Annotated in this window: 23 protein-coding genes; 9 read left to right on the top strand and 14 right to left on the bottom strand. The window is 63.2% G+C overall.

Annotation, left to right across the window (positions count from 1 at the left end; genetic code table 11):
• The 5 genes from A4R29_RS06750 to apnL are packed head-to-tail and all read left to right on the top strand — an operon-like array spanning position 1 to position 6,127.
• Positions 1 to 645, top strand: coding sequence for a DUF2291 family protein (locus A4R29_RS06750; RefSeq protein ID WP_027163941.1), 645 nt, complete (start codon positions 1 to 3; stop codon positions 643 to 645).
• On the top strand, positions 642 to 2,198 hold the full coding sequence (locus A4R29_RS06745; protein WP_063171537.1) for a sugar ABC transporter ATP-binding protein: 1,557 nt from the start codon (positions 642 to 644) through the stop codon (positions 2,196 to 2,198). Before A4R29_RS06750 ends, A4R29_RS06745 begins: the two co-directional genes overlap by 4 nt.
• The gene (locus A4R29_RS06740) at positions 2,191 to 3,255 is read left to right on the top strand and encodes an ABC transporter permease (RefSeq protein ID WP_063171536.1); all 1,065 of its coding nucleotides are present in this window, start codon (positions 2,191 to 2,193) and stop codon (positions 3,253 to 3,255) included. Before A4R29_RS06745 ends, A4R29_RS06740 begins: the two co-directional genes overlap by 8 nt.
• A gap of 2 nt (positions 3,256 to 3,257) precedes the next feature.
• The gene (locus tag A4R29_RS06735) at positions 3,258 to 4,292 is read left to right on the top strand and encodes a Gfo/Idh/MocA family protein (RefSeq protein ID WP_063171535.1); all 1,035 of its coding nucleotides are present in this window, start codon (positions 3,258 to 3,260) and stop codon (positions 4,290 to 4,292) included.
• On the top strand, positions 4,289 to 6,127 hold the full coding sequence (gene apnL / locus A4R29_RS06730) for a D-apionate lactonase (protein WP_063171534.1): 1,839 nt from the start codon (positions 4,289 to 4,291) through the stop codon (positions 6,125 to 6,127). The genes A4R29_RS06735 and apnL overlap by 4 nt, the downstream gene beginning before the upstream one ends.
• A 2-nt stretch (positions 6,128 to 6,129) precedes the next feature.
• On the opposite strand, the gene A4R29_RS06725 is transcribed toward apnL, so the two are convergent.
• Positions 6,130 to 6,843, bottom strand: coding sequence for a transcriptional regulator NanR (locus A4R29_RS06725; RefSeq protein ID WP_063167520.1), 714 nt, complete (start codon positions 6,841 to 6,843; stop codon positions 6,130 to 6,132).
• 174 nt (positions 6,844 to 7,017) lie between these two features.
• Between A4R29_RS06725 and oiaX the strand changes: the two genes are divergently transcribed.
• From oiaX to dhaL, 4 genes are all read left to right on the top strand, one after another.
• A complete protein-coding gene (gene oiaX, locus A4R29_RS06720; RefSeq protein WP_063171533.1) occupies positions 7,018 to 8,268 on the top strand; it encodes a 3-oxo-isoapionate-4-phosphate decarboxylase OiaX in 1,251 nt (416 codons plus the stop codon).
• A 4-nt stretch (positions 8,269 to 8,272) separates the two neighbouring features.
• A complete protein-coding gene (locus A4R29_RS06715; protein ID WP_063171532.1) occupies positions 8,273 to 9,607 on the top strand; it encodes a four-carbon acid sugar kinase family protein in 1,335 nt (444 codons plus the stop codon).
• A gap of 129 nt (positions 9,608 to 9,736) precedes the next feature.
• Positions 9,737 to 10,744 (top strand): dihydroxyacetone kinase subunit DhaK, encoded by a 1,008-nt coding sequence (locus tag A4R29_RS06710; RefSeq protein WP_027163947.1) that lies wholly within the window; start codon positions 9,737 to 9,739, stop codon positions 10,742 to 10,744.
• A gap of 26 nt (positions 10,745 to 10,770) precedes the next feature.
• Positions 10,771 to 11,412: a dihydroxyacetone kinase subunit DhaL gene (gene dhaL, locus A4R29_RS06705; RefSeq protein ID WP_063171531.1), complete on the top strand. Its 642-nt coding sequence runs from the start codon at positions 10,771 to 10,773 to the stop codon at positions 11,410 to 11,412.
• 24 nt (positions 11,413 to 11,436) lie between these two features.
• Here the strand turns inward: dhaL and derI are convergent, their stop codons facing one another.
• The 13 genes from derI to A4R29_RS06640 form a co-directional block, all read right to left on the bottom strand.
• Entirely contained in the window at positions 11,437 to 11,874 is a 438-nt protein-coding gene (gene derI, locus A4R29_RS06700; protein WP_063173603.1) for a D-erythrulose-4-phosphate isomerase, read from the bottom strand.
• A 95-nt stretch (positions 11,875 to 11,969) separates the two neighbouring features.
• Positions 11,970 to 12,737 carry a triose-phosphate isomerase gene (locus A4R29_RS06695; RefSeq protein ID WP_013533068.1) on the bottom strand — a complete coding sequence of 256 codons (768 nt, stop codon included), beginning with the start codon at positions 12,735 to 12,737 and terminating at the stop codon, positions 11,970 to 11,972.
• Positions 12,738 to 12,794: 57 nt separating this feature from the next.
• Positions 12,795 to 13,733, bottom strand: a complete 939-nt coding sequence (locus A4R29_RS06690; RefSeq protein ID WP_013533069.1) for a sugar phosphate isomerase/epimerase family protein — start codon at positions 13,731 to 13,733, stop codon at positions 12,795 to 12,797.
• On the bottom strand, positions 13,733 to 15,250 hold the full coding sequence (locus A4R29_RS06685) for a glycerol-3-phosphate dehydrogenase (RefSeq protein WP_024502448.1): 1,518 nt from the start codon (positions 15,248 to 15,250) through the stop codon (positions 13,733 to 13,735). Before A4R29_RS06685 ends, A4R29_RS06690 begins: the two co-directional genes overlap by 1 nt.
• A complete protein-coding gene (locus tag A4R29_RS06680) occupies positions 15,247 to 16,806 on the bottom strand; it encodes an FGGY-family carbohydrate kinase (protein ID WP_063171530.1) in 1,560 nt (519 codons plus the stop codon). The genes A4R29_RS06685 and A4R29_RS06680 overlap by 4 nt, the downstream gene beginning before the upstream one ends.
• A gap of 96 nt (positions 16,807 to 16,902) precedes the next feature.
• Positions 16,903 to 17,844: a D-ribose ABC transporter substrate-binding protein gene (locus tag A4R29_RS06675; protein ID WP_013533072.1), complete on the bottom strand. Its 942-nt coding sequence runs from the start codon at positions 17,842 to 17,844 to the stop codon at positions 16,903 to 16,905.
• Between the two features lie 37 nt (positions 17,845 to 17,881).
• Complete coding sequence (locus A4R29_RS06670; RefSeq protein WP_063171529.1) at positions 17,882 to 19,012, bottom strand: ABC transporter permease; 1,131 nt, start codon at positions 19,010 to 19,012, stop codon at positions 17,882 to 17,884.
• 26 nt (positions 19,013 to 19,038) lie between these two features.
• Positions 19,039 to 20,580 (bottom strand): sugar ABC transporter ATP-binding protein, encoded by a 1,542-nt coding sequence (locus tag A4R29_RS06665; protein ID WP_063171528.1) that lies wholly within the window; start codon positions 20,578 to 20,580, stop codon positions 19,039 to 19,041.
• Positions 20,577 to 21,233 (bottom strand): DUF2291 family protein, encoded by a 657-nt coding sequence (locus A4R29_RS06660; RefSeq protein WP_024502445.1) that lies wholly within the window; start codon positions 21,231 to 21,233, stop codon positions 20,577 to 20,579. Before A4R29_RS06660 ends, A4R29_RS06665 begins: the two co-directional genes overlap by 4 nt.
• A gap of 33 nt (positions 21,234 to 21,266) precedes the next feature.
• On the bottom strand, positions 21,267 to 22,277 hold the full coding sequence (locus A4R29_RS06655) for a sugar-binding transcriptional regulator (protein ID WP_027163951.1): 1,011 nt from the start codon (positions 22,275 to 22,277) through the stop codon (positions 21,267 to 21,269).
• A gap of 421 nt (positions 22,278 to 22,698) precedes the next feature.
• Complete coding sequence (locus A4R29_RS06650) at positions 22,699 to 24,411, bottom strand: glycerol-3-phosphate dehydrogenase/oxidase (RefSeq protein ID WP_063171527.1); 1,713 nt, start codon at positions 24,409 to 24,411, stop codon at positions 22,699 to 22,701.
• A complete protein-coding gene (locus A4R29_RS06645) occupies positions 24,408 to 25,184 on the bottom strand; it encodes a DeoR/GlpR family DNA-binding transcription regulator (protein WP_063171526.1) in 777 nt (258 codons plus the stop codon). Before A4R29_RS06645 ends, A4R29_RS06650 begins: the two co-directional genes overlap by 4 nt.
• Positions 25,181 to 26,716, bottom strand: coding sequence for an FGGY-family carbohydrate kinase (locus A4R29_RS06640; protein WP_063173602.1), 1,536 nt, complete (start codon positions 26,714 to 26,716; stop codon positions 25,181 to 25,183). Before A4R29_RS06640 ends, A4R29_RS06645 begins: the two co-directional genes overlap by 4 nt.
• Positions 26,717 to 26,995: the final 279 nt, after the last annotated feature.

The following is a 26,995-nucleotide window of genomic DNA, read 5'->3' as shown; positions in this document are numbered from 1 at the left end:
ATGCTGAACACCAAGCCGAACTGGCCGATCCTTACCGTGATGGTCGGCATCAGCCTGACCGCCTGCAAGATCCTGCCGACGAAATCGGACGACGGCAACAACGCTGCCACCTTCAATCCAGACAAGATGGTCGAAGAGATATGGGCGGCAAAGGTCGTGCCCTATCTCCAGCAGAAAGCCGGACCGTTTGCGCAGGTTCACACCCTGGCGACAACCGACCCAGCGGCTGCCGGCGCCAAATACGGCAATCCGAACAAGCAGGCGAATTCGCCTTGGACTTTCGCGGTTCGGCTGGAAGGCAAGATTATCGCGGCCAACACACAGTCGCGTGCGGCAACGGTCGACGTCGATGTCGACGGCGACGGCAAAGCCGATGCACGGGTGCAGATCGGACCGGCGGTGCGCGGTACCGCGCTGCGCGACAGCCTGGACTTCATCCAGTTCAACGACTTCACCAACCAGATCGACTTCGCCCAGTTCGGCAAGGCTTTCAACGCTTATGCCGACAAGACGGTGCTGTCGAAGCTGCCGCGCGAGGCGCTGGAAGGCCGCAGCGCCAAGGTGCTCGGCGCCTACACGCTGGGCAGCGGCCAGGACCTGCCGCTGGTGACGCCGGCGGAAGCAGAGATCGGGCCGAAGCCATGAGCGCGATCGCGGAGCGCGAAATCATCCTGAAGCTGGAGGACGTCTCCAAGGTCTATTCCGGCACCGTTGCGGTCAAGCGCGCCAATTTCGAGGTGCGCAAGGGCGCGGTCAACGTGCTGGTCGGCGAAAACGGCGCCGGCAAGTCGACGCTGATGAAGATCATCGCCGGCGTCGAACGGCCGACCGCCGGCCGCATCCTGCTGGAAGGCGAAGAGGTTTCCTTCTCGTCATCCGGTGATGCGGTGAACCGTGGCATCGGCATGGTGTTCCAGGAGCTGAACCTGTTCGGCAATATGAGCGTCGCCGAGAATATTTTCGCCACCCGGGAAATCACCAACCGCTTCGGCAAAATCGACCACGCGCAACAGGAAAACCGCGCTGCGGAATTTCTGGAACGCCTGCAGGCCGGCATCCGGCCCGACATGCTGGTCGAGGATCTGCGTATCGGCCAGCAGCAACTGGTCGAGATCGCCAAGGCGGTTTCGCTCGACGCGCGCATCCTGATTATGGACGAACCGACCTCGGCGCTGAGTGCTGCGGAAGTCGAGATCCTGTTTAAGGTGATCGCCGACCTCAAGGCGCGCGGCGTGGCGATCGTCTACATCTCGCACCGGCTCGAAGAGCTGATCCGCATCGGCGACTACATCACCGTGCTGCGTGACGGCCGCATCACCGGCCAGGAAGAGATGAAGAACGTCGACACGCAGTGGATCGTTCGCCAGATGATCGGCTCCGACGCCAAGGACTTCGCCAAGGCCGACGGCCATCTTCCGGGCGAAGAGATTTTTCGTGCCGAGGAGATCTGCCTGCCTTGTGCCACCGGCGGACTTGCCGTCGACCATGTCTCGTTGTCGCTGCGTGCCGGCGAGATCCTCGGCATATACGGCTTGATGGGCGCCGGGCGCAGCGAACTGTTCGACTGCATCATGGGCCGCCACGGCCATTCGACCGGCGACATCTTCATTGGCGGTAGAAAGGTCAAGGAGCGCGATACGACGCGGCGCATCCGGCGCGGGCTGGCGCTGATCCCCGAGGATCGCCAGCGCGAAGGGCTTGTCTCGATCCTTTCGGTCGACAGCAATTTGACGCTGGCCAGCCTGTCGCGCTTTGCCCGCCTGTTCCACATCCGTGGCGCCGACGAAAGGCAGGCGGTGACGCAGGTGGTGCGGGAGTTGGCGATCAGGGTCGCCGACCCGGCGCAAGAGGTGTCGTCGCTGTCGGGCGGCAACCAGCAGAAGGTGGTGATCGGCAAGGCGCTGCTCACCGGGCCCAAGGTGCTGCTGATGGACGAGCCCAGCCGAGGCATCGATGTCGGCGCCAAGGCCGACGTCTTCCGCACCATGCGCAAACTGTCGCGCGATGGATTGGGCATTCTCTTCGCCACCTCGGATCTCGATGAGGTGATGGCGCTGTCAGACCGCATTGCGGTGATGAGCAACGGAAAACTGACGGGCATGTTCGATCGCTCCGAGGCGACGGAGGCAGCCCTTGTCTCCGCCTCGGCACTTGGCCACGGGCCGACCCCGCGCACGGAGAAAACCGCCCATGACTGACATCCCGGCCAAGGCGGCTGTCCCCTCCGTCTCGAGCGGCTCGCTGCTGCTGACGCTGATGAAGGCGAGAACCTTCATCGCGCTCATCGCCGTCTTGATCTTCTTTTCGATCGCGGCGCCTAATTTCCTGTCGACCGCCAATCTGATCCTGATGTCGAAGCACGTGGCGCTGAATGCGTTCCTGGCGATGGGCATGACCTTCGTCATTATCACCGGTGGCATCGACCTTTCGGTCGGTTCGATCGTCGGCCTGTGCGGTATGGTGGCCGGGTATCTCGTGCTCAACGGCGTCGACCTGCAGATCGGCTACACCATCTATTTCAACGTCTTTGAGATCGCGCTGATCACGCTTGCCGTCGGCATATTGATCGGCGCCGTCAACGGCTTGCTGATCACCAGGCTAAACGTCGCGCCGTTCATCGCCACGCTCGGCGTGCTCTATGTCGCGCGCGGCCTGGCGCTGCTGTCGTCGGATGGCCGCACCTTTCCCAACCTCGTCGGCAAGCCGGAGCTTGGCACCACCGGCTTCGGCTTCCTCGGGGCGGGCCGGCTGCTTGGCCTGCCGGTGGCGATCTGGATCCTCATCGTCGTTGCACTGGGAGCCGCCTATCTCGCCAAGTACACGCCACTCGGTCGCCATATCTTCGCCGTCGGCGGCAATGAACGGGCGTCGCGGATTTCGGGCGTCCGGGTCAACATGGTCAAGATGTTCGTCTATATGTTCTCCGGTTTCTGCGCGGCGATCGTCGGCCTGATCATCTCGTCCGAGCTGATGGCCTCGCATCCGGCGACGGGCGAAAGCTTCGAGCTCAACGCCATTGCGGCGGCAGTGCTCGGCGGCACCTCGATGTCGGGCGGCCGCGGCACGATCGGCGGCACCATCGTCGGCGCCTTCGTCATCGGCATTCTTTCGGACGGGTTGGTGATGATGGGCGTGAGTTCGTTCTGGCAGATGGTGATCAAGGGCCTCGTCATCATCGTCGCCGTCGTCGTCGACCAGGCACAGCGCCGGCTTCAGCAACGTGTCACCTTGATGCAGATGGCAAAGGCAGGCTGAGCATGGCGGAACTGCGGGGAGCGCTGATCGGCTGCGGCTTCTTTGCCGTCAACCAGATGCATGCCTGGCGCGACATAGCGGGCGCCTCGATCATCGCCATCTGCGACCGTGACCCGGAACGGTTGCGGATCGTCGGTGACCAGTTCGGCATTGCGAAGCGCTATACCGATGCGGCGGAACTATTTGCCGGCGAAAGCCTGGACTTCGTCGATATCGCCACCACCGCGCCCAGCCATCGTCCGCTGGTCGAAATGGCGGCCGCCCATCGCGTTCCGGTGATCTGCCAAAAGCCGTTCGCGCCGACGCTTGCCGACGCAAAGGCGATGGTCAAGGCATGCGCGGAAGCCGGCGTTCCGCTGATGGTGCATGAGAATTTTCGCTGGCAGTCACCTATCCAGGCGGTGCGGACCGTGCTCGATAGCGGCGAGATCGGCACGCCCTTCTTCGGGCGTATCTCCTTCCGCTCGGCCTATGACGTGTTTTCCGGTCAGCCCTATCTGGCGACGGGAAAGCGCTTCATCATCGAGGACCTCGGTATCCATATCCTCGATATCGCCCGTTTCCTGCTCGGCGACGTCTCGACCATCACGACACGAATCGCCCGCATCAATCCCGCCATTGCGGGCGAGGATGTGGCGACCATGCTGATGGACCACAAGAGCGGCGCAACCTCCGTGGTCGACTGCAGCTACGCGACCAAGCTCGCCACCGAGCCGTTTCCCGAAACGCTGATCGAGATCGATGGCAGCGACGGCACGATCCGGCTGGCGCAGGGATACCGGCTGACCGTCACCGGCAAGAGCGGCACGGCCGTCACCGACGTCTCGCCGCCGCTGCTGGCCTGGGCGTCGCGGCCCTGGCACAACATCCAGGAAAGCGTCGTAGCCATCCAGCAGCACTGGGTCGACTGCCTGGCAAAGGGGACCGAGCCGGCGACCTCGGGCGCGGACAATCTCAAAACGTTCGCGCTGGTCGAGGCCGCCTATGCTGGGGCCGCGAGCCGGCAATCGGTGCAACTCGACGCCTTGCCGAAATGACCGCCGACACTTTCCTGCTCTACGGCACGCGCGTGGTCGAGGCCGAGCCGGTCAGGCTCAGCGCAGGCTCGCTCAGCGCCGACTTCGTCAACGGCAATCTACGCACCATCCGCCATGGCGGCACCGAAGTGCTGCGCGCCATCGCCTATATCGTGCGTGACCGCGACTGGGGCACCTATGAGCCAAATTTGACGGACCTGATCATCGACCAGGCTGCCGACGCTTTTTCGGTCAGCTATTCGGCAAGCTGCCTGGCCCCCGATGGAAACCGGCTCGGCTTCCGCGCCACCATCAAAGGCTCTGCCGACGGCCGTCTGGTCTTCGACGTCAGCGCCCTTCCCGAAAGCGATTTCGAAACCAACCGCTGCGGTTTCTGCATCCTGCACCCGATCGCCCGCCTCGCCGGCAGCCCGGTCACGGTCGAGCATACGGACGGCAACGTGGTGGCGACAAAGCTTCCCGAACTGATCGACCCCTGGCAGCCTTTCAAGGATATCCGCGCCATCTCCCATCAGGTTCGGCCTGGTGTCACCGCTGAGTGCCGGATGGAAGGCGATACTTTCGAAATGGAGGACCAGCGCAACTGGTCGGACGCCTCCTACAAGACCTATGTGCGGCCGCTGGTGCTGCCGTGGCCGTATGTGCTGCCTGCCGGCCAGCCCCTGCGCCAGACGATCAGCCTGCGCATCGCAGGTGACGGCAAAGCGCCGGCTGCCGCAGTGGCCAGCGAACCGGTCAGAGTCAAACTCGCCGAGGCGGGAGCAAGGCTGCCCGATATCGGCGTGATCATCTATCCCGAGGATGTCGAGACGGCGCTGGCGAACCTCTCCACGCTGGCGGAACTCGGCCCACAACAGCTGCTGTTTCACTACGATCCGACGCGCGGCCACGGGCTCGATGCCTTGCGCGCTTTCGCCCGGCTCGCAACTGCCTACGCAGCCGAAACAACCCTCGAATGCGTCGTTGCCTGCGCTGGCGATCTTGACGCCGAGCTGTCCGGCGTCGCCGACCTGGTTCGCCGGGCCGGGCTAAAACTCTCGGCCATTGCCGTGTCGCCGTCGGTCGATCGGCAGTCGACGCCGCCGGGCAGCGCGTGGCCGGAATGCCCGCCGCTCGACGACGTTTATGCGGCAGCGCGGCGGGCATTCCCCGGTATCCGCCTCGGCGGCGGCATGTTCAGCTATTTCACCGAACTCAACCGCAAGCGCGTGCCGGCAGACCAGCTCGATTTCGTCACCCACTGCACTTGCCCGATCGTGCATGCCGCCGACGATCTCAGCATCATGCAGTCGCTGGAGGCGCTGCCTTTCATCACCCAATCGGCACGGGCGATCTTCGGGGCAAAACCCTACCGGATCGGACCATCGACGATTGCCATGCGCCAGAACCCTTATGGCGGAGCGACCAAACCCAATCCCGGGGGACAGCGCATTGCCATGGCCGACAGCGATCCGCGCCATGCCGGCCAGTTCGCGGCGGCTTGGACGGTCGGCTATGCCGCGCGCGTCGCAGCCGCTGGGCTGGAACAGCTCACGCTCTCCAGCTTCACCGGACCGTTCGGCGTGCTGGCGTCATCCGGAGAACCCGTCGCGGAAGGATCGCCCCGGCCGCTCTTCAGAGCCATCAAGGGGCTTTGCGAACTGGCCGGCCTTGCGCATGTGGCCGCAGGGACGAGCGATGAGACCAAGGTGCTGGCGCTGGCTGGACGCTCGGCCTCGGGCGACACTGTCGTGTGGCTGGCGAACCTGACGGCGGACGACGTGCAAGTCGACATTTCAGCTTTTGGCCGAGGCCATCTCGTGATGACGCCTTACGAGATCGTCCGGATCGACTGACGTTATTTTTCGGAGTTCATCACATAGAGCGCGCGCGAGCGTTCGAGATGCTTGATCATCGCCTTCTCGGCGCCATCGGCATCCTTCTTCTCGATGCGGCCGATGATCTCTTCGTGCTCGGTGAGCGTGAACTTTTCCTTGCCGGTCCAGATCAGCATTTCGGTGTGGTATTCCTTCAGCCAGCCGAGCATCGCCTCGCTGACGGCGACATAGATCGGGTTGCCGGAGATCGCGGCGATCTGTGTATGGAACTTCATGTCGGCGGAGATGAAGGCTTCGGAATCGCCGCGAAAGCCGCGCTGTTCGGCAACGGTGGCCCGCAGCCGCAGCACATCCTCGGCGGTGGCCTTTTCGGCGGCTTCCCTGACCATGCCACGCTCGAAGAAGATGCGCGCGGTCTTCAGGTGCTCCAGCGTGTCTTTCGATGACGACAGGATGATCTTGGCGGCGCCGTCGACCTGCTTGATGATCGACTTGGCGGTGAGTTGCAGCACCTTGGCGCGTTCGCCATGCGAGATCGCAACCAGCCCCATATTGCTCAGCGCCTGCATCGCCTCGCGGATCGCGGGGCGGCCGACCTCGAAGCGCTCCATCAGCTCGCGCTCCGAGGGCATGTCGTCGCCTGGCATCAGCTCGCCGCTGGTGATCAGGCGCTTCAGCCGCAAGAAGACCTCATCGGAAAGCTTGCGCCGGACAATCGGTTCCGAACGGTTCATCGCCGCGAATCACTCCCTTGACCCGGCCCTATCTAACACTACCGCCACAATTCCCGGAATTGCCGTCTGTCGATCCCGCTGCCGGATATGACTTGCAATACTTATGTACTCATTATACCAGATTTGAAACACCAGTGAACCTTTTTCGAACGCCTCGGCTTGAGACAGCGGACCATGATCACCCTCACCTACCGCATCGAAACGCCTGGAAGCATCGAAGCGCTGGCGGCCAAGATCGCCAGCGATCAGTCGACCGGCACCTTCGTAGCGCTGCCCGGCGAGACCGAGGAACTGAAGGCCCGGGTGGCGGCACGTGTGCTGGCGATTCGGCCTCTGCCCGATGCCGAGCGGCCGTCGCTTCCCAATGACGGTAAGGGGCCGTTCAGGCGCGCCAATGTCGACATCGCCTTTCCGTTCGATGCCATCGGCACCGACCTTTCGGCGCTGATGACGATTGCCATCGGCGGCACCTATTCGATCAAGGGCCTTACCGGGATTCGCGTCGTCGACATGAAATTGCCGGAGGAGTATCGCGGGGCACATCCCGGCCCACAGTTCGGTGTCGCCGGCAGCCGCCGGCTGACCAATGTGACTGACCGCCCGATCATCGGCACGATCGTCAAGCCGGCGCTAGGATTGCGGCCGCACGAGACGGCGGCAATGGTGGCGGAACTGATCGCCGCCGGCGTCGACTTCATCAAGGATGACGAGAAGCTGATGAGCCCGGCCTATTCGCCCCTGTCGGAACGGGTGAAGGCAATCATGCCGCTGATCCTCGATCACGAGCAGAAGACCGGCAAGAAGGTCATGTATGCCTTCGGCATTTCGCACGCCGATCCGGACGAGATGATGCGCAACCACGATCTGGTGGCGAAGGCCGGCGGCAATTGTGCTGTTATCAACATCAATTCGATCGGCTTTGGCGGCATGGCATTCCTGAGAAAACGCTCCGGCCTGGTGCTGCATGCTCATCGCAACGGCTGGGACATCCTCACCCGTCACCCCGGCCTCGGCATGGACTTCAAGGTCTGGCAGCAAGTCTGGCGACTGCTCGGCGTCGACCAGTTCCAGATCAACGGCATCGCCTCGAAATACTGGGAGCCGGATGACTCTTTCGTCGAATCCTTCAAGGCGGTGACGACGCCGATCTTTTCGCCTGGGGACTGCGCATTACCGGTGGCAGGTTCCGGCCAGTGGGGCGGTCAGGCGCCCGAGACATATGCACGGACCGGCCGGACCGTGGATCTTCTCTATCTCTGCGGCGGCGGCATCGTCAGCCATCCGGACGGACCGGGCGCCGGCGTACGTGCCGTGCAGCAAGCCTGGCAAGCGGCGGTCGACGGCATTCCGCTGGCCGACTTCGCCTTGAACCATCCCGAACTGGCGCGGTCGATCGAAAAATTCGGCGACGGCAAGGCAGCCTGAGACGATGCAGGACCTGCTTCTCAGCTATTATGGCGACGACCTGACCGGCTCGACCGATGTCATGGAGGCGCTCGAGCTCGGTGGCGTGCCGACCGTGCTGTTCATGCGCCAGCCGGACGCGGCCCTGCTGTCCCGGTTTGGCCGTTGCCGGGCGATAGGGCTGGCCGGCACCAGCCGCAGTGAGACGCCGCAATGGATGGACACGCATCTGCGCGATGCCTTCGGCTGGCTGAAGACGCTTAACGCCGAGATTTGCCACTACAAGGTCTGCTCGACCTTCGATTCCAGCCCGACGATCGGCAGCATCGGCCGAGCCATCGAGGTCGGCCGCTCGGTGTTCGCGCAGGATAGTGTGCCGCTGCTGGTCGGCGCGCCGCAGCTCAAGCGCTATACCGCTTTCGGCCATCTGTTCGCGGCCTATCGCGACCAATATTTCCGCATTGATCGCCACCCGGTGATGAGCCGTCACCCGACGACGCCAATGGATGAGTCCGATCTGCTGATCCATCTGTCGCGGCAGACGGCGCTGAGCTCCGGGCTGGTCGATCTTGCGACGCTGCAGTCGGCATCGCGGTCGGCGGCGTTCGATCGCCTGACCGGAAACGGCACCGCCATCGTGCTTGTCGATGTCGACAGTCTGGAGACGCAGGTTTTGGCCGGCAAGGAACTGTGGCAAGTTCGCAAGCCCGGCGGTTCTTTTGTCGTCGGCTCGTCCGGTGTCGAATATGCGCTGCTGGCCGAATGGACGTCGAATGGCGTCGTCAGCGCTGGGCCAGGCTTCACACCGCCGGGCGCTGCCGAGCGGATAGCCGTCGTGTCGGGCAGTTGCTCGCCGACCACCGAACGACAGATCCGGCATGCCCTGACCGACGGTTTCGACGGCATCGAGGTCGATCCGGTCGAACTGGTTTCGGAGGCCTCGCAGCAGGCGATCACGCGCGCAACGGCAAGCGGCCGTGCCAGTCTGCAAGCCGGGCGCAGCGTCATCCTCTACACCGCGCTTGGCCCCACTGCCGACAGGGGCGCCGAAATCGACCGGGAGGAAGGCGCCCGCCACAGGCTTGGCCGCGGCCTCGGAGAAATCCTTCGCAACCTGACGGTGGAACAGAGCCTGCGTCGCGTGGTCATTGCAGGCGGCGACACGTCGAGCCACGCACTCGGCGAGACGGGCGTCGATGCCCTGACAATTCGCATGCCGCTGCCCGCTTCGCCGGGTTCCCCGCTTTGCGTTGCCCACTCGCGCGTCAAGGCGATCGACGGACTGGAGGTCGCGCTCAAGGGCGGCCAGGTCGGGACCGATCGCTATTTCTCAGCCATCCGCGACGGCCTCGGCGGTTGAAACAGCCAGCGCCTGCGTCCAGGTGTTGGCCGTGGGAACATCTCAGCGCGCGAAATACGCCTTGCCGGGTGGAAATCCCGGTAACACCCGGTATTATCTGCGAAAATGCCGAAGTCGGGAGGATGCCGGGTGCAGACCAAGAAGATCATCAACGATGGCAACCGCGCCGTCGACGAGATGCTGGAAGGCATCCTGGCAGCGCATCCCCGCCATCTCAAAAGCGTGGACGGCAGTCCACGCTCCATCGTCGCCCGCGACGGGCCGCGCCAGGGCAAGGTGGGCCTGGTCATCGGCGGCGGCTCGGGCCACGAGCCGAGCTTTCTCGGCTTTGTCGGCAAGGGCTTGGCTGACGCTGCGGCCATCGGCAATGTCTTTGCCTCGCCGCCGCCGGACCCGATCCTCGAATGTGCCAAGGCGGTCAGCGGCGGCGCCGGCGTGCTGTTCATGTACGGCAATTATGCCGGCGACGTGATGAATTTCGACATGGCGGCCGAGATGGCGGCGATGGACGACATCGAGGTGCGCACGGTGCTGAGCACCGACGACGTCGCCTCGGCACCGCGCGACCAGCGGCACAAGAGGCGCGGCGTCGCCGGCAATTTCTTCATCTTCAAGGCGGCCGGCGCCGCCTGCGACCGGATGTTGTCGTTCGACGAATGCGAGCGCATCGCCGGCAAGGCCAACGACCACACCTTCACCATGGGCGTGGCGCTGTCGCCCTGTTCGCTGCCGCAGACCCGCCGGCCAAATTTCGAGATCGGGCCGGACGAGATGGAGATCGGCATGGGCATCCACGGCGAGCCCGGCATCGCACGCGAAAAGTTGAAAACAGCCGATGAGATCACCGACGAGATGCTGGACAGGATCCTCGACGAGATGGCGCCGGCGCGCGGCGACAAGGTCGCGGTGCTCGTCAATTCGCTGGGCTCAACGCCGCTGATGGAACTCTACATCATGAACCGGCGCGTGAAGCAGAGGCTTGATGAGATCGGTGTGTCCATCCACGCAAGCTGGGTCGGCAATTACTGCACCTCGCTCGAAATGGCCGGGGCCTCGATCACGCTGCATCGGCTGGACGGCGAGTTGCAGACGATGCTGGACCACCCCTGCGACTGCGCCATGTTTCGCGCCGGCTAAACCCACTCTGTGGCAAGGACTAAGACATGACGACAATCGATACTGCCCGCCTTGTCACGATGTTCGCGGCGATCGCAAACTCCATGTCAGCAGACAGGGACAGGCTGTGCGCGCTTGACGGGGTTATCGGTGACGCCGACCACGGCATCGCGATGGAGCTTGGATTTTCCGCTGCGCGCGATGCGGTGGCCGGACTGGACACCGCGGCGACCGATCCGACCACCTTGCTGAACACGGCGGCAAAGTCGTTCCTGAATGCGGTCGGCGCCTCCTCCGGTCCGCTCTATGCGACCGCGCTCATGCGCGCCGCGGCAGCCGTCAAGGGCAAGACGGCGCTCGACGACGCGGATGTGGTCGCCCTGTTCCAGGCCATGGCCAAGGGCATTCAGGATCGCGGCAAGGCAGAACCTGGCGAAAAGACGATGATCGATGCATGGGCGCCGGCGGGGCAAGCGGCGGGCGAAGCGCTGGCCTCAGGCAAGGATCTGGCCGCCAGTCTCAAGGCCGCCGCCCAGGCGGCAGAGACAGGCGCGGAAGCGACCAAAGCGATGGTGGCCACCAAGGGCCGGGCATCACGCCTCGGCGAACGTTCGCTTGGCCATATGGATCCGGGCGCTGCGTCCGCCGTCACCGTGATCGAGGCGATGCGGACCGCCTTGACCGACTGATCATCAGCGGACTTGCCGCGTCTTTCAGCGGTTGGCGTCGAGCTTGTCGACGGCCTGCACGTTCGCGGCAGATGGGCCATTCGGATCAAACTCGGAGGCAAGCCATGCGTCGGCGATCGATTTCGCCAGTTCGGGACCGATGACGCGGGCGCCCATGGTGATGATCTGGGCGTTGTTGGACTTGGCGGCGCGCTCCGCGGAATAGGTATCGTGGGTCAACGCGGCGCGAATGCCCGGCACCTTGTTGGCAGAGATGCTGACGCCGATGCCGGTGCCACAAAACAGGATGGCCCGGTCGTAGTTGCCGTCGAGAATTTCGTGGCCGACCGAGGCGGCGATATCGGCGTAGAAGCCGGCCTGGCTCAGGTCGACGACCTGCAACTCCGGCTTGGTGGCGAGATGCTTGGCGATGACATCGAGCAGCGGCTTGCCGGCGCTGTCGGCTCCGAGTGCGATCTTCATGATGATGAACTCCTTTGCTTTTGTCTCTGTCTCTTTGATTTGACGCAATTCCGGACGGAAAACCGCTTCACACTTTCCCGGAATTGCTCGCGCGGTTAGCGCGCGATGGCGGCCGACGCCTTTTTCAGAATGTCGATATAGCCTTCCGCTTGCCACGCCGAGCGGCCGATGAACAGGCCATCAATATGCGGCTGGCCGATAAGTTCGGCCGCGTTGCCGGGGTTGACGCTGCCGCCGTAAAGCACAGGCGGGGCAGCCGGCAGCCGGTCAGCGGCTACCTGCTTGATCAGCGCTTGCTGCTTGTCGGCATAGTCGGCGCTTGCGGGAATGCCCTTCTCCCCGATCGCCCAGACAGGCTCGTAGGCAAAGAGGATTTCGGCCTTCGGTTGATCGCCGCTCAGCTCCTGCAGCGCACCGAGAACCTGTGCCGTCAGCACCGCCTCGGCGCGGCCTGATTCACGCTCGTCCAGCGTCTCGCCGACGCAGATCAGTGGCACAAAACCGTGCCTGACAGCAGCCGCCGTTTTCAGTCCGACAGTCGCATCCGTCTCGCCGAAATGCTCGCGGCGCTCGCTATGGCCAAGTTCGATTACATCCAGCCCGCAGTCTTTCAACATCACTGGCGAAATCTCTCCCGTCCAGGCACCGGCATCGGCCCAATGCATGTTCTGGGCACCTACCTTCACGCGGGTGTTGGCCAGTGCCGCCTTGACCTGGCGCGCGGCGGTGAACGGCGGAATGACGAAAGGCTGTATCGCCTGATCGAAACCAGGCACGAAGGCGGCCAACGCATCGGCGAACAGCAACGCCTCGGCAAGCGTCTTGTTCATCTTCCAGCTCGTGCCGACCCAATATGGGGCCATTGTTTTTCTCCTTCGATACTTTTGCGGCCGAAGCCGGCTTCCGGGCGACGTATTCGCTCAAGTCCGAGGCTTGAGACTGTCCCGGCCACTGTCGACGTAAGGCGCCCAGAAATCCACCGACTCGCGGATCATCTCGATAACCTGATGGTCGACTGGTTCCCTCTCCCTGAAGGAAAGTTCAAGGCAAATTTCATTGTCGGTTCCACCACCCTGCCGAACCGCGTCCAGCAACTTCTGCGGCACTATGCGGCCATCCTTGTTGTAGGCGGCCGTGAACGGCCAATGGCCGCCCTTGTTCATGGAAGACTGCTTGATGTGGATGATCGGAGATTGCAATGGAAACGCTTTCGCCCAGGCGTAGGGATCGGTGTCGGCAGGGTTGGGTGAGGTCACGTCGCCATGGTCGATATCGACCATCATCTTCATCGGTATGGGCAGCTTCGCTGCGTCGATGGCGCCTTGCAGCGTGACGCAGCTTTCGATCGTGTGGCCGAACTCGCGGCCGACCGACATCGGCTCCCAGAACAGGTATGTCAGCCCCGCCGCCCTGGCGTGTTCGGCAACCTCGCGCCAGCATTCGAGCGCGATATCGAGAAGTGCTGCCCGCCGTTGCGGATCGTCAAAGTCCTTGTAGGTGAAGATGGCGAACTGCGTGCCCATGCCTGGCGCGCCGAGTTCGGCGGAAATGTCGGCGAAGGTCTTGAACCAGTCGACATAGTAGCGCCGGACGTCGGCGTCCGGGTGGCCGAAATGGTTGAGCCGGCCATAAGGTCCGGTCATGCCGGAGGTGATCCTGACACCGGTCCGCGAAAGCGCGCTGTTGAACAGGCGCAGGAATTTGGCAATCGTGGCCGCCGGCCAGCCCGGATTGACGAATTCATGCGTCAACTGCACGTCGCGAATGCCGATGCCATAAGCAATCGCGTCGATCAAATCGTCTGGATCGGCGAAGCGATTGACCAGAGGATTGGTGTTGAGGGAAAGCGTGAAGGCCATCAGTCCGCCGTCGCCATGATGTTACCGAACCAATCTTCGAATGCTTTCCGCTCGGCCGCATTGATATGCAGGCCATGCTTTGTGCGGCGTTCCAGTATATCGGCTGATGTGCCAGCCCATTCGGTCTCGACCAGGAACTTTGCCTCCCGTTCATACAGATCGGGACCGAAGCGTCGGCCGAGATCAGCCTCGCTTTGCGCGCCGGCGAGCAATTGCCTGGCGCGGGTGCCGTAGCTTCGAGCGTAGTGCTTCACCAACGACGGGCTGAGCCATGGAAATTCGACATGCAGATCGCTCAGAAACTGCTCGAAGTCCGCATTGGGCAGGTCGCCCCCCGGCAAGGGAATTTTGGCCGTCCAGGCTTTCTTCATCGTCGGAAAGAATGGCTGGATCTTTTCCAGCGCGTGTTCCGACAGCTTGCGGAAGGTGGTGATCTTGCCGCCGAACACCGAAAGCAGCGGTGCGTTGCCGTTGGAGGCGTCGAGTTCGAAAATATAGTCGCGCGTCACCGCGCTTGGATTGTCGGCATTGTCGTCATAGAGCGGACGCACACCGGAGAAGCTGTAGACCACGTCCTGTGGCGTCAGCTGCCGCTTGAAATAGCGATTGACCACCTTGATCAGGTAGTCGACTTCGCTGGCCTCGGCGACCACTTCCTCGGGCCTGCCTTCGTAGGGAATGTCGGTCGTGCCGATCAGCGCCAGATCGTTCTCGTACGGGTTGACGAAGATCACCCGCTTGTCGTTGTTCTGGATGAGATAGGCCTGCCGCCCCTCCCAGAATTTGGGCACGACGATATGGCTGCCTTTTACAAGCCGGACATTGCGCGTCGAATTCTGCCCGGCGACGCGGCTGACAATGTCGTTGACCCAGGGACCTGCTGCGTTGATCAGAGCGCGCGCGCGGACTTTCGTGACGGCGCCCGTGCGACCATCCTGCATGTCGATCGACCACAGTCCGCCTTCACGGCGCGCCGCGACACAGGCGGTGCGCGTGAGCACTCTGGCGCCTCGCTGCCTTGCATCGAGCGCATTGAGCAGCACCAGGCGCGCATCGTCGACCCAGCAGTCGGAATATTCGAAACCGCGCTTGAATTCGTCCTTGATCGGCGCGCCTTCAGGCGAGGTCCTCAGGTTCAGCGTTCTTGTCCCAGGCAGCCGTTTGCGGCCGCCAAGGTGGTCGTAGAGAAACAGCCCGAGCCGGACCAGCCATGCCGGCCTATCCTGCGGGCTGTGCGGTAGAACGAAGCGCATCGGCCAGATGATATGCGGCGCCGCCTCGAGCAGCACCTCGCGTTCGATCAGCGCTTCGCGAACCAGCCTGAATTCATAATATTCGAGGTAGCGCAGGCCGCCATGCACCAGCTTGCCGGAACGCGAACTGGTGCCTTGCGCGAGATCGTCTTTTTCGCACAGGATGACGGACAGGCCACGACCTGCAGCATCACGCGCTATGCCGGCTCCATTGACGCCGCCGCCGATCACGAAGAGATCGACGACATCTGTTGTATTGCTCAAGATCTTGCTCCTGTGCGGTGCGCCATGCCCTTCCACACCGGCCGAAGCGCCTGGCGCGCCGCAACGAAGGAAGGGAAGAGCGCATCGTATGTTTGCGAAAGCGCCTCGTCATAGGCATCGCAGTCGCCGAGAAGCGGCGTCACCCATTCGGCGGCGCAGTCTTCCATGGAGCCGTAGACGCCGAGCCCGACCGCGGCCATCATCGCGGCACCCGCCGCGCCGGCTTCCTGGCGGCTGCTGGTGCGCACCTGCGCCCTTGTCGCCGCCGCGATGATGCGACGTAGAGACGGACTGCGCGCTGCGCCGCCCGACAGGCGGATCTCACTCGGCACGGCGCCCATCGCCTGGTAGCAATCGCGAGCGGCGAAGGCCAATCCCTCGAGCACGCCGCGTGCCAGATCGCCAAAGCCATGCTTGACCGAAAGGCCGATGAAGCCGGCGCGTGCGTCAGGGTCGACGAACGGCCCTCTTTCGCCGGCTAGCGATATGTAAGGCTGGTAGATCAGCGATCCCGGCTCCGATGCTTCCATCCAAGCGTCGAGCGCCTTCAGCAACTCGTCATGAGAAGGTTTGCCGCCAGCCGTGGCGAGCACGTCGCGCGCAAGGCCAAGCACCCAGTCTATGTTGAGCGTCGCCGCCATGTTGGATTGCAATTGTGCAAAGGCGCCCGGAATAGGCATGGCGATCGTGTAGCCGGAGCCATCTGCGTTCAGCACGACATCGTCGGGAGTGGCTGCGAAGCGCGTGTGTATGCCGGTCGAGCCGATGACCGTGCAGCCGACATTGCCCGAGGGATCATAGAGGCCGGCTCCGAGCGCCGTCATGACCATGTCGACGTAGCCCAGCACCACCGGCGTGCCTTCGAGCAGGCCGGTCTCCGCCGCCGCCGATCGCGATAGCGGATGATGGTCGGTGGTGCCTTCGAGCATGGGAGGCAACAGGCGGCGATGCGTCGTCAGATCCAGGATGTCGAGGGCTTCGTCGGAATAGGTGCGCGACCGAAAATCGCCGAAGGTGAAGGTTCCCTCGGAGGGATCGCTGGCGCGCTCGCCCGTCATCTTGAAGTAGAGCCAATCCTTGCAATGCAGTGCGGTGGCCGCCCGCTCCAGCATGTCGGGATGATTCTTTTTCATGAAGGCAAGCTGGGCGCCTTGCTGGCAGGAATTCAGCCCCGTGCCGGTCAGTTCGAACCGCCTGCGATCCCGGGGATCGGCGCGCATCTCGTCCACCAAATGTCCGGCGCGGGCATCGAGCCACAGCCAGGCGCGCGAGACAGGCAAGCCGTCGCTATCGATCAGCCAGGTTCCGTCGCCTTGCCCGGTGATGGCCACCGCCGCGGTTCGTTGCGCGAGGTCGGGAATCTTGGCCGCGAGATCGCGAACGGTCCGTGCCATGTCGCGCCAGGTCTGGTCGAGGTCCTGCTCGGCGCCGCCGCCTTCCAGCGTGACGAAGCTATTGGGCACCGACGTCATGGCGAGCTGCCGCCCGGACAGATCGAAAGCGATCGATTTGATCACCGACGTTCCCGCGTCGATGCCGATCAGCAGGTCTTTCATGCCGCAAATTCCGATTGGTTGCGAAGGCAGTTCACGAGGGCAGTCATTTCGTAGAAGAGGCAGGGAGTGCCCGCAAGGACACCCCCTGTACAGGTATTACTCAGACAGCACGAAGGGTGCGGTGTACTTGTCGACATTGTCCTTGGTGATGAGAAGGCAATCGAACAGCTGCTTCTCGGTCGCCGCACCGGTGGCACCCGTCTTGATAAACGAGTCCGCCTGCTGCACGGCCTTGGCCGAGAAGATGGCGACCGGCTGAAGCACGGTGTACTGCAGTTCACCGGACTTGATCGCCGCAACCGCGTCCGGGGAGCCGTCGAAGCCACCGACCTTGATGCCGGCGAGCTTGCCAGCTTCCTTCAGCGCCGCAACCGCGCCGAGAGCCATTTCGTCATTGCCGCTGATCACGGCGATGATGTCGGGATTGGCTTGCAGCATGCTCTGCATCTTGTCGTGGCCCTGGGTACGATCCCAGTTGGCGACCTGCGAAGCAGCCTTTTCGAGATCCGGGTACTGGCTCAGCACAGTCGCGTAACCGTTCGAGCGCGTGGCGGCATTGTTGTCCGACGGGGCGCCGAGCAGTTCGACATATTTGCCCTTTTCACCGACGGCCTGCACCCACTGCTGGGCACCGAGAGCAGCGCCCTGCGCGTTGTTGGAAACGAGCTGCCCCTTGGCGAGGCCTTCCTGGTTGATCTCGGCATTGACGAGGAACACCGGGATGTTGGCTGCAATCGCCTTCTTCACCGCACCGACAGAGCCGTCGGCGTTGGCCGGATCGAGAATGATCGCCACCGACTTGTTGGTGATGGCGGTGTCGATCAAATTGCTTTCCGTATTGGTATCGCCCTTGTGGGCGCCGACATTGGCCGTATAGCCAAGCTTCTCGGCCTCGGCCTTGGCGACGTTGCCCTCGGTCAGCCAGTAGGGATTGGCCGGATCGTTGACGATGATCGAGATCAGGCCCGCGGCTGACGCGGCGGCCGTGAACCCAACGACCATCGCGGCCGCGAGCAGACTTTTCAGCATGGTTTTCATGTACATTCCTCCAATGATTATGCGTGTTGCTGCCAGTTCACCTGGCAGTCTTCCCTTGGGCAGGATTGGCCGGTTCGGCCTTCCCCCGTTTCTGAGAAGTCGGTTGGCCACCTGTCGCGCTTGGGAGCTTGCTGCGGCGGCGATACTGAACGGCATTGAGGAGCACGGCGAGCACGATGACCGCGCCGGTGAACACTGTCTGCCAGTAGGATGAGATGCCGATGATCACCAGACCGTCGGACAGGAAGCCGATGACGAAGGCCCCGAGCAGGGTTCCGCGGATGTTGCCGCGGCCGCCGGTCAGTGCCGCGCCGCCGATGACGACGGCCGCAATGGCCGTCAGTTCGTAGGTGGTGCCGGCGGTCGGTCCCGCCGATGTAAGCTGCGAGGACAGGATCAGGCCGGCAATGGCGGCGCAGATGCCCGACAGCACATAGACGGAAATCTGCACTGTCTTGACCGGAACGCCGGAGAGTTCGGCCGCGCGTTCATTACCGCCCGAGGCGTAGAGCCAGCGCCCGAAAGCGGTTCGGTTCAGGACGATGCTGCCAATGAGCGCGATGACCACGAGAACCACGACGCCCGTCGGCACGCCGAACAAGCGGTTGAAGCCAAGCGCATCGAAGCCGGTGTTTCCGAGCTCCGGCTTGCCGCCGAGATTGTTGTAGGTCAGGCCGCTGGTCATCAGCAACGCCAGGCCGCGCGCCATGTACATGACGCCGAGGGTGGCGACGAAAGCTGGAACCTTGAAGCGCGCGATGAGCACGCCGTTGATCAGTCCGACGACGGCGCCGAGCATGCAGGCCAGCACCGCGACCACCCACACCGGCGGATAGAGGACGATGCCCAGCCAGGTCAGCGTCACCCCTTGCATCAGGAAGCCGGCAACGACGCCGGCCAAGCCCAGCGTCGACCCCACCGACAGATCGATGCCGCCATTGAGGATGACAAGCAGCATGCCGATCGCGAGGATTCCGAAGATGGCGACATGCGAGGCCATGGTCAGGAAGTTCGCCACCGAGAGGTAGTAGGGCGACAGGATCGAAAAGACGACGATGATGACGATCAGGGCAAAGAAAGCGCGGCCCTCGAGCAGCAGCTTGGCGAGATCGAAGCCTTCGCTCGCGCTTGGACTGGACTGTTTTCTGGCCTGGCTGACATCGGTCATGGTGTGGGCTCCGAAATTCCTGGTGATCAGCCGACCACGGCTTCGCCCGAGGCGGCCATGATCTGCTCTTTGGTGGCATTGGCGCCGAATTCGGCTGAAATCCTGCCGCGGCGCATGACGACGATGCGGTGGGCAATGCTGAGGCATTCGTTGACCTCAGAGGTCGAGAAGACGACGGCAAGGCCCTGCGCAGCGCGTTCGCTCAGCAAGCGGAAGACTTCGGCCTTGGCGCCGACATCGATGCCGCGGCTCGGCTCGTCGAGAAGGATAACCTTGGGATTGGTCGTCAGCATCTTGCCAATGACGACCTTCTGCTGATTGCCGCCCGACAGCGATCCGATCATGGCATTGCCGCCAGCGGTCTTGACGGTCACCTTGCGGATCGAGTCTTCGACCAGCTCTCGCTCTCTGGAACGAGACAGAAACAGGCCCCTGGCGAACGCTTCGATGCTGGCGAGCGAAAGATTACGACCGACGGTCATCGTTTGCACCAGCCCGTCGCGCTGCCGGTCCTCGGGGACCAGCACAAGCCCTCTGGAGATACGCTGGGCAATGCTCAGCCCCGAGACGTCCTCGCCTTCCAGCAGCGCCCGCCCGCCCGCCATCGGCACTCGTCCGGCGACGGCCTCCAGCAATTCCGTGCGTCCGGCACCCATCAGCCCGTAGATGCAGACGATCTCGCCTGCTCGCACGTCCAGCGACAGGTGATCGACGACGGAATAGCCTGAGCCCGAAGTGTCGACGACGCTGACATCCTCGATCGACAGGGCGACTTCGCCGAATTCATGGCCGGTCGGCGGCGAGCCGAGATCGAAATTCTCACCGACCATGTTGCGCACGATCCATTCGAGATCGATATCCCGGGCTTCGGCCGTCGCGGTAATCGCGCCATCGCGCAGGACAACGGCATAGTCGGTGATCTGCAGCGCCTCTTCGAGGTGATGCGATATGTAGACGATGGAGACGCCGCGGCTGGTCAGATCGCGGATCACCTTGAACAGAACTTCCACCTCGGTTGCGCTGAGCGCGGAGGTCGGCTCGTCCATGATGAGGATGCGCGAATCGACCGACAGGGCCCGGGCGATCTCGACGATCTGCTGTTGGCCGAGGCGCAGATCCTCGACCAGGGTCATCGGATCGATGTCCTCTTCGAGATCAGCCATCAGAGCGCGCGCCTGGCGTTGCTCCTCGGCGAAGTCGAGGCCGGTCCTGGTGCGCAGTTCGCGGCCCATGAAGATGTTGTCGCGAACGCTGAGGTTGGGCGCCAGGCTGAGTTCCTGGTGGATGATCGAGATGCCGCGATCGCGCGCGTCCGAGGACGAAGAAAAGCTGACGAGATTGCCGTCGAGCACGATGTCGCCGGATGTCGGCGTGACCACGCCGGAGAGGATCTTCATCAGCGTCGACTTGCCGGCGCCATTCTCTCCGAACAGCGTGGTGACCTTGCCGCGATGGATGTCGAAATTGACGCCCTTGAGCGCATGGACGCCGCCATACGACATGACGATGTTGCGCGCCGAAAGCACGGCGTCGCCAGTCGCGGGTCCGGTGTCGGCAGCCGGTTTCATTTGACGTCCAGCCTCACGGGGGTGACGAGCCAGCTCTTCGGGTTGACCAGCTTGAATGCGCCGACCACCGATATGGTCTTGCCGGTCAAGGTGCTCGTATCGACCTTGGCCAGGACTTCCTTCTTCATCTCATTGTTCAGCGCCGAACCGGCGTCCTGGTACTCAATCTGGTTGGTGAACTGGCCGAATGTGATCTTGCCCGTGGCGTCACGCAGTTCCGTCCCGTTGATCGCCGGTCCCGTCTGCACGCGGATCATCAACGTATCGGGTACGCCGTCGACGGCGACTTTGTAGATGCCAGATTTTCCTTCGCCGACGACGCCGGTGAACTTGACTGAAATGACCGGTCCGACGCCCGCAGGCACACCGTATTCCTTTTCCGCCGTTGCCCTGTCCTTGGCAATCGCCGTCGCCACCGTCACCGCGTCGGCGGCGCGGGCCTCCACATCGGCCTGCACCTTGGGAAATTCCGACTTGCCGTAGTCAGCGGCGGAAAACACGGCGCTGCGAACGTCGCCTGCCGACCCTATCCTGACCACCTTGGTATCGAGCGCCATGGCGCCGAGCAGGACGACAACCGCGGCGCCGGCAAGTGCCCGACGCAGGGCGGGCGAGGCAGGCCTGGTCGATGCGGTGGCGGCTTTCGCGCTCATGACGCAACCGCCAGCAAGGCTGATCCGCGCTTGTCACGCATTTGGCGATCCTCCGTTCATATGGCGCTTCGCACCATTTGGTTTGTTCTGTTCGACAAGGGCACGAGCGGTGGATTCGTCGGTGATCAGGCCGCTCAGATAGCGGCTTTCGAGCACCGCTTTGATAGCGCGTATTTTCACTTTGCCGCCGGCGACGGCGACGATCCGGCGGCCCTTCAACTGGTCCCGCGGGAGTGCCAGGATTCTTTCCGACAGCGCCGTTTCCACTGGGCGTCCCTGGTCGTCGAAGAAGTGGGCGAGCAGCTCGCCGACGCCGCCATCGCGTTTGACCTCATCGATTTCGGAATGTTCGATCATGCCGGTGGCGACCAGCGAAGCTTCCCGCTCGGCGGTCCCTATGCCGACGAACATCAGGTCGGACCGGCTTGCGAGGTCGAAGACATCGCTGATGCCGCGCTGCCCAAGCAGCACCTCACGGTCCTCCGCGGTGTTGGCGACAAAAGGCACCGGCATCACATAGGCCTGCGCGCCGGTCCGCTCGGCCAGCCGATGCATGACGTCGTGCGGGTTGGCCGCGAACTTGCGCGTCACACCGCCAAGCAGCGAGACGAAACGGATATGGGCGGCGGCGGTGCGCGTCAGATACTCGACGCTTGCGGCAAGGGTACGGCCGTGGCCGACGCCGATCAGCATGTCCTCGCCGCGATCGATCTCCCGCTTCAGAAACTGAGCGCCGGCGATGCCAAGCGCCTTCAGCGGCAGCTCGTCCTGATCGAGATCCGGAACGACCTCGCAGTAATCGAGCCCGTAAGCATTGATCAGCTGCTGCTCGAGGTCGATGCATTCGCCGACGTCGCCGTCGATGATCACCCTGACCAGGCCATCCTGGGTGGCCCGCGTGATGAGCCGATGCGCCTTGAGGCTGGTCAGGCCGAGCCGCTTGGCCACCTGGGCCTGCGTCAGACCCCCGGCATAGTGAAGCCAGGCCGCGCGGGTGGCGAGGCTGGACTCATGATCGCGGTTAGCGGTTCCGCCGGATTTCAAGCCATCTCCTCCCTGAGATGATATTATTATCTTTGTATGCAAAAATTTTCACATCCCTGCATTGCTGTCAATCCCCCGCCGGGTTGGGCGCATGCACATACGGGGAATTCACAGGTCTCGCCCTTCCCGAAACGCCGGTCTGCCGGCATTCGGCGGGCAACATCGACCTATTAGGAGGTGAGCATGTTACTCGATCATACAGTTGTGTTAATTTAACGTCAATCTGTGTTATCTCTGGCTTAAGCCAGCAGAATTGCACGGCCATCAGCTATCCATTTTTTTCTAACTAGCTGTTTTTCAATGATAATATCTAATATCGGCAAAATCCCAACCTGCCTGTGAGTTGGGCGTTTTGCGGATGCGGCGCATCCATGGGCAAACCGACCGGATTGCCTTGTGAAGAGCATCGGTGACTGACTGATCAGCCCAGCCGCATCAGGTTCCGGTCCTCGAGTTCCACAATTGCGGCCTCGACTTCCCTTGCAAGGCGCCCGGCGCTCCAGCCCAGCGCCTGTCCGGCAATCGCCGCAATCGCCTGCAGGTCGCGGCCCGTCAGGGAGCCTGATATCGCCAAGGTGCTGCGGCGCATGACGATATCGGCCAGATGTTCGACGAACTCGTTGCGGACGATGTAGTCGATTTCCGATTTGCTGTAGCTTTCTGAATCCGGCAGCCGACCCTCATCGCCCGACCCATGCGTGGCGATCTGCGTGGCTCTGGTGCCGTATCGCGACAGCAGCGCATCGAGACGCCGTTCCTCAGCGCCCGTGTTCGAGTGAGCCAGAGCCAGCCAACCTGCTCGCGCTGCGGCATTGGTCGGGAAATCCCTGCCGCCGCCGATCGGCATGGCTTGCGTCGTCACCTTGCGGCTGCGCTGCAGGCGGCCGAGCACGGTGTCGGCGACTTCCTCGGCGAAGCCGCGAAAGGTCGTCCACTTGCCGCCGACCAGCGAGATGACCGCGAAAGGTCTGTTCCGATCCGGGTCGGCGACCGGCGCGGAGTGGTCACGGCTGATCAGCCCGGGCAGCGATGCATCGGAGGCCGGCAGCGGCCTGATGCCGCTATAGGCATAGACGATCTGGTCGCGCTCGAACGCCATTCCCGGCAGCAGAGTCCGCACGCTGTCGAGCAGGTACTCGACTTCGTCGGGCTCGCAGCGCACCGCGTCGGGATTGTCGGCCTTGATGTCGGTGGAGCCGACCAGCGCCAGGCCGAGATAATCGTAGACGAGGCAGATGCGGCCGTCATCGGCTTCGAAATAGAGCATGCGCCCGGCCAGGCTTTTGACCAGTTCGTCATGCTTGAGCAGGACGTGCGAGCCCTTGGTGCCGCCGATCATCTTCGACGGCGCGCCAAGCAATTCGTTGACATCGTCGATCCACGGACCGGCGGCGTTGACCACCAGCTTCGGCCGCACCGAAAACGCCGCGCCGTTTTCCGGCTGGAAGGTCAGTACCCCATCGGCGGACTTGACCAGCGCCGTATAGTTCGCGCTGGCCGAGGCCGCGTTTGCCTGCCGCCCATCGAGGATCAGTTCAAGCACGAGCCTTTCGGGGTGGCTTATCTTGGCGTCGTAATAGGTGCCGGTGGCGACGATCGAAGGATTGAGCGCCGGCATCCCGCTGAGCGCCTGGCGCCGCCCGATCATGCGGTGGCGCGGCATGACCTGGTTTCGCGAGCCGTAGAAATCATAGATCATCAGGCCGATCTTGATCAGGATGGCGCCGCGGCTGCGCGGTGCGCTGGTCGAGCCGAACAGCGTCCGCAATGCCGCCAGCATGCCCTTGCTCCAGGAAAAGATCGGGATGACGGTCGGCAGCGGGCTGACATAGTGCGGCGCGTTCTTCAAAAGCAGATTGCGTTCCAGCGTCGACTGCGCCACCAGACCGAACTCGCCGGTTTCGAGATATTTCAGGCCACCGTGAATGAGCCGCGATGGCGCGGCACTGGTGCCCGAGCCGAAATCCGCCTTGTCGACGATCAGGCAGCTGACGCCTTGCGCGCACAGGTCGCGAAACAGCCCTGCCCCGTTGATGCCGGCGCCAAGGATGACGACGTCGACCTCGCCGGTTCCGGCCATGGCGGCCAAACGCCCGGCGGGATTTTCCGTAAATGTTGCTTCGCTTGAGCTCATGACGCTTTCGTCTTGACGATGTGCAGCTTCACGCCGGCCCGTTCGAGGGCTTGCGCCCGCGCATCGCCCAGGCCTTCGGTCGCCAGCACGACATCGAAGTTGGTCAGATCGTCGAAGACATGCAGCGCGATCCTGTCGAACTTGGCATGGTCGATCAGAAGGATACGCTTGACCGATGCGGCCATCATCGCCTGCTTGACCCGCACGACATTGGGATCCTGGATGAAGGCCGTGGTTCCGGTGATGGCCGAAGCCGAACAGATCAGCACATTGGCGCGCAGCTGCGCCACGGCGTTCTCGCAGACGATACCGATATAGGCGTTGTAGGTGCCGTGGTACTGGCCGCCGAGACAGATGAAGTCGAGTTCGTCGACATTGATCAGCAGTGATGCCGTCGCTACGGAGTTGGTGATGACGGTCAGCGGCTTGACGTCGAGCAGCAGTGCCGCGACGGCGTTTGCCGTCGAGGAATCGTCCAGCATCACCACCTGGCCGGCTTCGACATAATCGAGTGCTGCCCGCGCCAGCGCATCCTTCTCGGCCCGGTTGACCGTCACACGGTAGCGGAAGGCGCTTTCGTAGAGGCCGGAAGGCTGAACCGTCACCGCACCGTGCAGCTTGCGCAGCACGCCCTGCTGCGCCAGCCGGTCGATATGCCGGTGGACGGTCATGCGCGACACGCCGAAATGCTCGACCAGATCGTCGATGCGCACCTGGCCGAGCTTGATCACATAGTCGGCGATCTCTTCGCGTCGTTCGTCGGCCTTGATCATGCGGTTCCCCCAGTGTCTGGCCGGCCCAGCTTCTCGATGTCGGGCCAATGCGGTTCGAGCGCACCGGCTATGCGGCCATAGAGGGAAAAGCGCTCGTTGAACACAGCACTCGAGGCTTGGTCAGGCTCGTATTGGCGCGCCGTCATCCCGACCTGCCTGGCGCCCTGTTGCGGCGTCGCGAAGATGCCAACCGCCGCCCCCGCGCAAAGGGCAGCGCCAAAGGCCGCGGCCTCGTCGGTCGAGGTGACGATGACCGGGGCGTTCAGCACGTCGGCAAACATCTGAACGAAGGCCGGATTGCGCGAACCGCCGCCGGTCAGGCGGATCTCGCTGACGGCAAAGCCGTCGCGCAAGGCTTCCACATGGGTGCGATGATTGAAGGCAATGCCCTCCAGAACCGCCTTGAGTATATCGCCGCGATTATGCCAGCCGTGCAGGCCGACAAAGCTGCCGCTGGCGACATCGCCAAAAGGGGAGCCGAATAGATAGGGGTGAAACAGGATGGTCGACGGCTTCTTCAGCGCCGTGTCGATCTCTGCTGCCAGAAGCTCGTGGATCGAGCCACCATCGACCGATGCCTTTTCCTGCTCCGAGCGGCAGAACGTGTCGAGAAACCAGTCGTAGTTCGCGGTCGACGCCGGCGAGATCGCCATGTTGTTCCAGCGGCCTGCGTCGATGGCGTTGCGACAGAGCCAACGCGGGTCGACGCGTGGTTGCGAAGAGACGACTTCGTTGATGGAATAGGTTCCGGCGACGATGGCGAGCACGCCCTCCTCATGGCCGCCCATGCCAAGTGCGGAGGCAGTCACGTCATGCAGTCCGCACGCGACCGGTGTTCCCTTGGCAAGGCCGGTCATTTCGGCTGCCTCGGCGGTGACATGGCCGACGATCGCGGCGGAGTGCGCCATCGGCGGCAGCGCGTCGAAAACATCGTCCAATCCGAAGATTCGCATCGCTTCCGGCGCGAAGGCTTGCGTGCGGAAATCCGTGAATGAGGTGCTGGCCTCGGTACGGTCGGTGCCGATCGTGCCGGTCAGGCAAAAGCGCAGCCAGTCCTTGCAGGCCAGTATATGCCCGATACGCCCATAGCGGGCCGGTTCGTGCTCCCTGATCCAGGCGAGCAGCGCCGACGGCGCCGAGACGTGGGGCGCCTGGCCTGTTCGCGCTAGCGCCTCTTCGAAGACCCGGTCCGCCGACCATCGCTCGACAATCTTGCCGGCGCGGCTATCGAGCGACAGGATTCCAGGCCCCAGCGGCCGACGATCCTTGTCGAGCAAATAGAGACCGTCGCCATGCGCGGTTGCCGCCACCGCCCTGATGTCGTCCGCCGGGCGGCCACATAGCGCGATCGCCTCCTTGATTGCGTCGGCGGTCGCTTGCCAGAGGCCGGCCATGTCGCGCTCCACCCAGCGCGCATGGGGCATCGATTGCGGAACCCGCCGACGCGCCACCGACAACTGCGTGCCATCGGCATCGAAGATCACCGCCTTGGTGACCGTGAGACCGTTATCGATTCCGAGCAAACTGGGCATGGGCGCCGCCGTTTTCAGCAACTGGTGAAGGGCGCTGCAAGGCAATCCTGCAGGTTGGGATAGGGATAACGGACATGACGACAATCAACGAGCAACGGTGATACCAAAGCGCCGCATCCGACGCGGCAAACAGACCATAGTAGCCTGTTAAATTAACGTCAACATGTGATATATTTTGTGGAAATGTCTAACGTAAGCTGAGACATGCATCCGATGCGGGACGAAGCTCCGACCAGTGCCCAACTGGCTGGACCCTGCACGGCGGGCCAGTGGGGGGAC

Origin of the sequence: Mesorhizobium ciceri biovar biserrulae, from assembly GCF_001618845.1 — a bacterium.
Lineage (GTDB): Bacteria > Pseudomonadota > Alphaproteobacteria > Rhizobiales > Rhizobiaceae > Mesorhizobium > Mesorhizobium ciceri.
The sequence above is the reverse complement of the archived record's forward strand: the minus strand, read 5'-3'. Positions and strand labels throughout refer to the sequence as shown.

Coding starts and splice junctions, on each gene's coding strand:
- A4R29_RS06750 (WP_027163941.1), top strand. CDS start 1: ATGCTGAACACCAAGCCGAACTGGCCGATCCTTACCGTGATGGTCGGC.
- A4R29_RS06745 (WP_063171537.1), top strand. CDS start 642: ATGAGCGCGATCGCGGAGCGCGAAATCATCCTGAAGCTGGAGGACGTC.
- A4R29_RS06740 (WP_063171536.1), top strand. CDS start 2,191: ATGACTGACATCCCGGCCAAGGCGGCTGTCCCCTCCGTCTCGAGCGGC.
- A4R29_RS06735 (WP_063171535.1), top strand. CDS start 3,258: ATGGCGGAACTGCGGGGAGCGCTGATCGGCTGCGGCTTCTTTGCCGTC.
- apnL (WP_063171534.1), top strand. CDS start 4,289: ATGACCGCCGACACTTTCCTGCTCTACGGCACGCGCGTGGTCGAGGCC.
- A4R29_RS06725 (WP_063167520.1), bottom strand. CDS start 6,843: ATGAACCGTTCGGAACCGATTGTCCGGCGCAAGCTTTCCGATGAGGTC.
- oiaX (WP_063171533.1), top strand. CDS start 7,018: ATGATCACCCTCACCTACCGCATCGAAACGCCTGGAAGCATCGAAGCG.
- A4R29_RS06715 (WP_063171532.1), top strand. CDS start 8,273: ATGCAGGACCTGCTTCTCAGCTATTATGGCGACGACCTGACCGGCTCG.
- dhaL (WP_063171531.1), top strand. CDS start 10,771: ATGACGACAATCGATACTGCCCGCCTTGTCACGATGTTCGCGGCGATC.
- derI (WP_063173603.1), bottom strand. CDS start 11,874: ATGAAGATCGCACTCGGAGCCGACAGCGCCGGCAAGCCGCTGCTCGAT.
- A4R29_RS06695 (WP_013533068.1), bottom strand. CDS start 12,737: ATGGCCCCATATTGGGTCGGCACGAGCTGGAAGATGAACAAGACGCTT.
- A4R29_RS06690 (WP_013533069.1), bottom strand. CDS start 13,733: ATGGCCTTCACGCTTTCCCTCAACACCAATCCTCTGGTCAATCGCTTC.
- A4R29_RS06680 (WP_063171530.1), bottom strand. CDS start 16,806: ATGAAAGACCTGCTGATCGGCATCGACGCGGGAACGTCGGTGATCAAA.
- A4R29_RS06675 (WP_013533072.1), bottom strand. CDS start 17,844: ATGAAAACCATGCTGAAAAGTCTGCTCGCGGCCGCGATGGTCGTTGGG.
- A4R29_RS06670 (WP_063171529.1), bottom strand. CDS start 19,012: ATGACCGATGTCAGCCAGGCCAGAAAACAGTCCAGTCCAAGCGCGAGC.
- A4R29_RS06665 (WP_063171528.1), bottom strand. CDS start 20,580: ATGAAACCGGCTGCCGACACCGGACCCGCGACTGGCGACGCCGTGCTT.
- A4R29_RS06660 (WP_024502445.1), bottom strand. CDS start 21,233: ATGAGCGCGAAAGCCGCCACCGCATCGACCAGGCCTGCCTCGCCCGCC.
- A4R29_RS06650 (WP_063171527.1), bottom strand. CDS start 24,411: ATGAGCTCAAGCGAAGCAACATTTACGGAAAATCCCGCCGGGCGTTTG.
- A4R29_RS06645 (WP_063171526.1), bottom strand. CDS start 25,184: ATGATCAAGGCCGACGAACGACGCGAAGAGATCGCCGACTATGTGATC.
- A4R29_RS06640 (WP_063173602.1), bottom strand. CDS start 26,716: ATGCCCAGTTTGCTCGGAATCGATAACGGTCTCACGGTCACCAAGGCG.